An 8,080-nucleotide genomic window follows, 5' to 3' on the forward strand; every position below is an offset into this window, starting at 1 on the left:
TTACAATCAAGATGTATTTTATCAATATAATTTAAAATATTAAGAAATAAATCAATGAAAATTATAGTTTTAAAATTCGGTGGAACATCAGTTGGATCAATAGAGAGGATTAAAAAAGCCGTCTCCATTATTCAGAGATACACAAAAAAAAAATATAAAGTGATTGTTGTATCATCGGCTATGAGCGGTGTGACAAATGATCTAGTTAGAAAGTCACAAAAAATAAGCAAAAATTTTAATGCGTCGGAGTATGATGTTCTTGTTTCATCTGGTGAACAAATATCTTGTGCGCTTATTTCAGGAAGATTAAATCATATTGGGTACAATTCAAGATCATGGCTTGGATGGCAAGTCCCAATCATTACTGAAGGCGATCACAAAAAATCTAGAATTACCAAAATATTTAAAAATAAAATTATTAAATACCTCAAAAGTGGTGGAATACCTGTGATAACCGGTTTTCAAGGAATAAACTCTGCTGAGAGAATTACCACTTTAGAAAGAGGAGGGTCTGACGCAAGTGCAATTATGCTAGCAAAATTTTTTAATGCAGAAAAATGTATTATTTTTACTGATGTTGAGGGAGTTTATACAACAGACCCGAATACGTTTAAAAAAGTAAAAAAAATTGATAAAATATCTTACGAAGAAATGTTAGAGATGGCATCCTTAGGAGCTAAAGTTATGCAGCCTGCCTCAATCCAAGATGCAAGATTGAATAGAATAAATATTGAGGTTAAATCATCGTTTAAAAGTAAACCCGGCACATTAATTACCAAAAAAAAAAATATTTCCGCTAATAGAATTATTACAGGGGTTTCATTCACAAAAAATGATACAAAAATTACTTTAATAGGAGTTGTAGATAAACCAGGTGTTGCAGCATCTATTTTTGAACCATTATCAATGAATGCAATAAATGTTGATATGGTTGTACAAAATGTTTCAGCAGATGGAAGACAGACTGACTTAACATTCACAATTAAAAATGAAGATATTAAAAAGACTGAAAAACTTTTAAGAAATAACAAAAAAATAAAATTTCAAAAAATACTTATCAAAAGAAATGTTTCAAAAATTTCAATTATTGGGGTTGGAATGATTACTACTCCTGGTGTAACATATAGAATGTTTAAAGCTCTTTCTAAACAAAATATAAATATTCAAGTCATTTCAACCTCGGAAATAAAAATTTCTGTTTTGATAGATAAACAACATATTAAAAAAGCTGTCAAAGCTCTTCATAAAGAATTTGAATTAGAAAAATGAGCATTAGACCATTTAGAGACATAAAAAGGAATAAAACCAAAGTTATAAATGTTGGCCCTGTAAAAGTTGGTGGTAATAACCCTATTAGTGTTCAGTCTATGACAAATACTTTAACTACTGATGTAAATAAAACTATAAAACAAATCCATCAAATTTCTGAAGCAGGCGCAGATATAGTTAGAGTTTCTTGTCCGGATGAGAACTCAACAAATGCTCTTAAAGAAATTGTTAAACATATAGACATCCCTTTAGTGGCAGATATTCACTTTCATTATAAAAGGGCTATAGAAGCAGCGGAGAACGGAGCTAACTGCTTAAGAATTAATCCTGGCAACATTGGAGATAAAAAAAAAATAAAAGAAGTCATAGAAGCAGCAAAAAATAATAATTGTTCAATAAGAATTGGGGTCAATGCTGGTTCCTTAGAAAAAGATATTCTTGAAAAGTACAAAGAGCCATGCCCAGAAGCCTTAGTTGAAAGTGCATTAAGAAATATAAAAATTTTAGAGGATTTAGATTTTCAAAATTTTAAAATTAGCGTGAAATCCTCTGATGTTTTTTTGTCAGTGAAATCTTATAGACTTTTATCTCAACAAACTACATACCCACTTCACCTTGGCATTACAGAGGCAGGAAGTTACTTGCCTGGGAGCATTAAATCATCAATAGGACTTGGAAATTTATTGATGGACGGTATTGGCGATACCATCAGAGTATCATTATCAGATGATCCAGTTGAGGAGGTTAAAATTGGAAATGAAATTTTAAAATCAATAGGTTTAAGAAATAGAGGTGTTAAAATTATATCTTGTCCATCTTGTGCAAGACAAGGATTTGAGGTAATTGAAACAGTAAAAATACTTGAAAATAAACTCTCGCACATTAAAGAACCTATTACTCTATCTATAATTGGATGTGTAGTTAATGGACCTGGAGAGGCATCACAAACAGATATTGGAATTACAGGTGGAGGAAAAGACAGTAACATGCTTTATTTAAATGGAATTCAAACAAAGAAATTACATAACAATGAAATCATTTCTAAAGTTGTTGAACAAGTTGAAAAGAAGGCTAGCGAAATCCAAAAAAAAGCTAAATGATACCTCTTGATAAAGTAAAAGATATTCTTGATAAACATGCTAAGCTAGAAGTAGATTTATCCTCTGCTGACATTGATAAAAAAAAATTTGCTGAAATGTCAAAAGAATATTCAGATCTAAGTAGTATTATAGATGAAGCAAAATTTTATAATTCATTTCAAGACGAGAAAAATGAATTAGAAAAGATCATTAATGATAGCTCAAGTGATGATGATATGAAAGAATTAGCTAAATCAGAATTGTCTACACTAATTTCTAAAAGTGAAAAAGTTGAAAAAAAATTGAAACTTTTCCTCTTACCAAAAGATGAAGCTGATAAAAAGAACGCAATAATTGAAATTAGAGCGGGTACAGGAGGTCTTGAGGCGAGTTTATTTGCTGCAGATCTTTTTAAAATGTATGAAAAAATCTGTAATAAAAAAAAATGGCAATTAGAAATAATAAGTATTTCCAAAAGTGATGCCGGAGGTCTAAAAGAAGTTATTGCATCAATTAAGGGGGTAAATATTTATTCAACTCTCAAATATGAGAGCGGTGTTCATAGGGTACAACGAGTTCCCGATACAGAAACACAAGGAAGGGTTCATACATCTGCTGCTACAGTAGCAGTATTACCCGAGGCCGAGGAAATTGATGTAAAAATTGAGGATAAAGATTTACGTATAGATGTTTTTAGAAGTAGCGGTCCCGGCGGGCAAAGTGTAAATACAACTGACTCCGCTGTTAGAATTACTCATATTCCAACAGGAATTGTCGTCAGTCAACAAGATGAGAAATCTCAAATAAGAAACAAAGAAAAGGGACTTAAAATTTTAAGATCTAGAATATACGAACATGAGAGAGAAAAAAAAGATAATGAAAGATCAATGGACAGAAAAACTAAAATTGGATCAGGAGATAGATCGGAGAGAATAAGAACTTATAATTTCCCCCAAGGAAGAGTGACAGATCATAGAATAAATATGACTTTACATAAATTAGAAGAATTTTTAGAAGGTGAAATATTTGATGAATTAATTGATAGTCTAAATTTACAAGACCAGGAAGATAAACTAGTAGGTTTAGTTAAATAATGAATAATATTCAAAGTATTTTAAATATGGGTAGTAGTTTTCTTAAAGAAAATCATATCAATTCTTACCAAATTGATTCAGAATTACTGTTGAGCAAGGTTTTAAATAAAAATAGAGAATATATGTTTTTAAATCATACGGAAACTTTAAATAATGAACTTTTACAAAAGTTTAAAGTTTTACTTAATAGACGTAAAAAAAAAGAGCCACTAGCATATATTTTAAATCATAAAGAATTTTGGAAGAATAGTTTTTATATTGATAAAAATGTATTGATACCTAGACCAGATACAGAAATATTAATTGAGGAGATATTAAAACTTTACCATAAAGACCGAAATTTATCCGTTTTAGATATAGGAACGGGTTCTGGATGTATAATTATTTCTCTACTTAAGGATAGGCTAAGGTTCAATGGCACAGCTATAGACATATCAAAAAAAGCTATAAATATTGCAAAATATAATGCAAAAATGCATCAATTAAGTCATAGGATAAAATTTTATAAAACTTCTGTTGACAATTTTTTTAAAGGTAAATATGATTTAATAGTATCCAATCCTCCATATATTAACAGTTTAAGTTTAAAATATTTGGAAAAAGATATATTGGGATATGAGCCAATCCAAGCTTTAGAAGGTGGATTAGACGGTTTTAATGTTTTCAACAAAATAATTAAAATGTCATCAATACTATTAAAAAAAGGTGGAAAATTGGTTCTAGAAATAGGATTTGATCAAAAAATTGAAATGCTAAGAATACTAAAAAAAAAAAATTTTTTTTTAAATAAAACTGTTCTAGATTATAGCGGCAATGACAGATGCATAATATGTACAAAGTTATAACTACAATTTAAATGAGATCGTTTAGAAATAATAACAAGAGATCGCGATTTAGATCTAATGGGGAAAAAAATTTTAAAAGAAATGGTCAAAACTCTTCTTTTATAGAAGGCCAAAATTTTCAAAGAAAATCTCCTGGTAGAAATAATCAAAACGCGAATAAGCTAATTGATAAATATAATGATCTGGCTAGAGAGGCGCTATCTAACGGGGATAAAATTCTCTCAGAAAATTACTTTCAACATGCTGACCACTTTTTAAGAATATCTAACGACAAAGATAGAAATTTCACTAAAAATACTAACGAAGAGCAAAAACCAAATAATAATATTGAAACTTCTGAAAATAACGAAGCTAAAGATCAAAATCAAGACAGCAAAAATATAATATAAAATTAACTAAGTTTTAATATTAATTCTGATTTTAATACATCAGTTTTGATTTTCCTTATTTCGAACTGTTCCCTAGATTTACCTTTGAGAGTTTTTCCTGAAGGCAATTTTAAAGTTTGTGAATTGATTTTTTTACCATTAAATATAACCTCATAATGAAGATGAGGTCCTGTAGATTTACCAGTTGATCCTACGTAACCAATAATTTGACCTTGTTTTACTCTGTTACCAGTTTTTGCTAATCTTGAAAACTTTGACATATGTGCGTAAACTGTACTATAGGATGAGTTATGTTTTATTTTAACACAATTTCCACCACCACCACACCAACTTGCTTTTATTACTACACCATCTCCTGAAGCCATTATAGGCGTACCTTCTGGAGCAGCAAAATCTGTTCCACGGTGCATTTTATTAAAACCATCAATTGGATGTTTTCTCATTCCGTATGGTGAGGACAGTCTTGCTCCATTAATTGGAGTTTTCATAAGAGCTTTTTTTGCACTCTTTCCATTTAAGTCGTAATGTCCCTCGTTACCCTTTTTATCAAAATAGTATAAGGTATTGCTTTGATTTCGTAAATTTAAGTCTGCAAAAATAATTTTACCTGTATTAAAAATTTTCTTATTTTCATCTTCATAAACTTCATAAATAATTTGAAAAGAGTCGTTTTTTCTTATGTCACGCTGAAAATCAATTTGAAATCCATATATTCTAGCAAACTCAACAATTATGTTTGCTGGTATATTTTGTTTTGACGCACTTCTATATAAGCTTTGAGTAATTCTTCCTTCTTTAAATATTATCTTTTTTTGTAAATTAGTAACTATTTCTTTCTTTTTAAAAATATCTTTCTCGTAATCTCTTATTAATTCAATCTTTTTTGTTTTTGAAATTGTAATTCCAAGCTTTGAGATAGTCATATTTGAGTTATCAATTATTAAATTAACAATATCATTTACTTTAATATTGTTGGCGACCTTATTTTCAAGCAAGCTATTCAAAATATTATTTATCTCTTTTTTTGGAACTCCATAATTTTTTAAAATATTGTTTATAGATTCGTTATTTGCTATTTTGTGCTCAACTTTTAAATATTTTGGCTCAAATCCTTCTAAAACATTCTTAAAAGTTTTTTGGAAATATAGATTATTAATGACTTTAAGATATTCTTTAGTAGATTGACTCTTTGATGCCTGAAAAAGTTGAGTTAATATAACTGATGTAATAACAAGTAGTATTACGAAGGAAAGTTCCTGGTTTTTCCTTAAAAAATCCTGTACATATCTAAAGTGTTGTTTCATTTGATTTTACAATTTGTAATTTAGTATATAAAAAAACCAAAAAAAACCCTTAATTTACAAGCTTTTTTTGATTTTTTTTTTACTCTTAACCACTTGATTTAGTTTTATTTTAGCCTATAAGCATCAAACTTTCTCAGTAAATTTAGCATTATTTATTAATTTTGTGAAAGTTTTTGAGCTTTTAGTCTCAAATAGCTATTTAAAAAGTAAAAAATTTAAGAAGAGAAGTGTGGACGGTTAAGGTTACCAAAATTTGTCGTACACACTTCAACATTATATAAATTTTATTCTTAGAATTTATATAGAAGCTAGTGTGCGCCGTTTTTAAACTTGAGAGTTTGATCATGGCTCAGAACGTACGCTGGCGGCACGCCTTATACATGCAAGTCGAACGAAGTAGCAATACTTAGTGGCAGACGGGTGAGTAACATGTGGGTATCTTCCCTTTGGTGAGGAATAACACGAGGAAACTTGTGCTAATACCTCATAAGTCTTTACGGAGAAAGCTTTATGCGCCATTGGATGAGCCCGCACTTGATTAGTTTGTTGGTAGGGTAACGGCCTACCAAGACTGTGATCAATAGCTGATTTGAGAGGATGATCAGCCACATTGGGACTGAGACACGGCCCAAACTCCTACGGGAGGCAGCAGTAAGGAATCTTGCACAATGGAGGAAACTCTGATGCAGCGATGCCGCGTGAGTGAAGAAGGCCCTTGGGTTGTAAAGCTCTTTCGTCGGGGAAGAAAATGACTGTACCCGAATAAGAAGGTCCGGCTAACTTCGTGCCAGCAGCCGCGGTAATACGAAGGGACCTAGCGTAGTTCGGAATTACTGGGCTTAAAGAGTTCGTAGGTGGTTAAAAAAGTTGGTGGTGAAATCCCAGAGCTTAACTCTGGAACTGCCATCAAAACTTTTTAGCTAGAGTATGATAGAGGAAAGCAGAATTTCTAGTGTAGAGGTGAAATTCGTAGATATTAGAAAGAATACCAATTGCGAAGGCAGCTTTCTGGATCATTACTGACACTGAGGAACGAAAGCATGGGGAGCGAAGAGGATTAGATACCCTCGTAGTCCATGCCGTAAACGATGTGTGTTAGACGTTGGAAATTTATTTTCAGTGTCGCAGCGAAAGCGATAAACACACCGCCTGGGGAGTACGACCGCAAGGTTAAAACTCAAATGAATTGACGGGGACCCGCACAAGTAGTGGAGCATGTGGTTTAATTCGAAGATACGCGCAGAACCTTACCAACACTTGACATGTTCGTCGCGACTTTAAGAGATTAAAGTTTTCGGTTCGGCCGGACGAAACACAGGTGCTGCATGGCTGTCGTCAGCTCGTGTCGTGAGATGTTGGGTTAAGTCCCGCAACGAGCGCAACCCTCACTTTTAGTTGCCATCATTTAGTTGGGCACTCTGAAAGAACTGCCAGTGATAAGCTGGAGGAAGGTGGGGATGACGTCAAGTCCTCATGGCCCTTACGTGTTGGGCTACACACGTGCTACAATGGCATTTACAATAGGAAGCAAGATGGCAACATTGAGCAAATCCTAAAAAGATGCCTCAGTTCGGATTGCACTCTGCAACTCGAGTGCATGAAGCTGGAATTACTAGTAATCGCGGATCAGCGCGCCGCGGTGAATACGTTCCCGGGTCTTGTACACACCGCCCGTCACACCATGGGAGTTGGTTCTACCTTAAGGCAAAGTTTAAAACCTTTGACCACGGTATAGTCAGCGACTGGGGTGAAGTCGTAACAAGGTAGCCGTAGGGGAACCTGCGGCTGGATTACCTCCTTTCTAAGGATGATCAAAAATTTATTTTTGATCTAAATATTTAACAGGCTAATGTTGACCGTCCTCATTTCTCTTCTTAATTTTAAGTGTTTCTCTTTACTGAATAAGGGCCGGTAGCTCAGTTGGTTAGAGCACACCCTTGATAAGGGTGGGGTCGAAAGTTCGAGTCTTTCTCGGCCCACCATTTTTTTGGGGGATTAGCTCAGCTGGGAGAGCGCCTGATTTGCATTCAGGAGGTCAGCGGTTCGATCCCGCTATCCTCCACCAGAAATACTTAGTTATTTAAATTGTAAATAAAATTA

The 8,080-nt window shown here is 32.8% G+C and carries 6 protein-coding genes, 2 tRNA genes and 1 rRNA gene; 8 read left to right on the forward strand and 1 reads right to left on the reverse strand.

Annotated elements, in window-relative coordinates; translation table 11 throughout:
* The first annotated feature begins 54 nt into the window (after positions 1-54).
* The 5 genes from AMN73_RS02720 to AMN73_RS02740 are packed head-to-tail and all read left to right on the forward strand — an operon-like array spanning position 55 to position 4,676.
* Complete coding sequence (locus AMN73_RS02720; RefSeq protein ID WP_075534749.1) at positions 55-1,269, forward strand: aspartate kinase; 1,215 nt, start codon at positions 55-57, stop codon at positions 1,267-1,269.
* Complete coding sequence (ispG, locus tag AMN73_RS02725) at positions 1,266-2,369, forward strand: flavodoxin-dependent (E)-4-hydroxy-3-methylbut-2-enyl-diphosphate synthase (protein ID WP_075534750.1); 1,104 nt, start codon at positions 1,266-1,268, stop codon at positions 2,367-2,369. Before AMN73_RS02720 ends, ispG begins: the two co-directional genes overlap by 4 nt.
* A complete protein-coding gene (gene prfA, locus AMN73_RS02730; RefSeq protein ID WP_075534751.1) occupies positions 2,366-3,442 on the forward strand; it encodes a peptide chain release factor 1 in 1,077 nt (358 codons plus the stop codon). Before ispG ends, prfA begins: the two co-directional genes overlap by 4 nt.
* A complete protein-coding gene (gene prmC / locus AMN73_RS02735) occupies positions 3,442-4,287 on the forward strand; it encodes a peptide chain release factor N(5)-glutamine methyltransferase (RefSeq protein WP_075534752.1) in 846 nt (281 codons plus the stop codon). Before prfA ends, prmC begins: the two co-directional genes overlap by 1 nt.
* Positions 4,288-4,298: 11 nt before the next feature.
* Positions 4,299-4,676: a DUF4167 domain-containing protein gene (locus AMN73_RS02740; RefSeq protein ID WP_075534753.1), complete on the forward strand. Its 378-nt coding sequence runs from the start codon at positions 4,299-4,301 to the stop codon at positions 4,674-4,676.
* A 2-nt stretch (positions 4,677-4,678) separates the two neighbouring features.
* Here AMN73_RS02740 and AMN73_RS02745 read toward each other — a convergent pair whose 3' ends face one another.
* Positions 4,679-5,980, reverse strand: a complete 1,302-nt coding sequence (locus AMN73_RS02745; protein WP_075534754.1) for a M23 family metallopeptidase — start codon at positions 5,978-5,980, stop codon at positions 4,679-4,681.
* A gap of 326 nt (positions 5,981-6,306) precedes the next feature.
* On the opposite strand from AMN73_RS02745, the gene AMN73_RS02750 reads away from it, so the two are divergent.
* The 3 genes from AMN73_RS02750 (at position 6,307) to AMN73_RS02760 (ending at position 8,045) form a co-directional block, all read left to right on the forward strand.
* A 16S ribosomal RNA gene (locus AMN73_RS02750) occupies positions 6,307-7,781 on the forward strand.
* A gap of 104 nt (positions 7,782-7,885) precedes the next feature.
* Positions 7,886-7,962, forward strand: a tRNA-Ile gene (locus AMN73_RS02755).
* A 7-nt stretch (positions 7,963-7,969) separates the two neighbouring features.
* Positions 7,970-8,045 (forward strand) — tRNA-Ala (locus tag AMN73_RS02760).
* The last annotated feature ends 35 nt before the right edge of the window (positions 8,046-8,080 follow it).

The organism is Candidatus Pelagibacter communis, from assembly GCF_001179965.1.
Taxonomy (GTDB): Bacteria; Pseudomonadota; Alphaproteobacteria; order Pelagibacterales; family Pelagibacteraceae; genus Pelagibacter.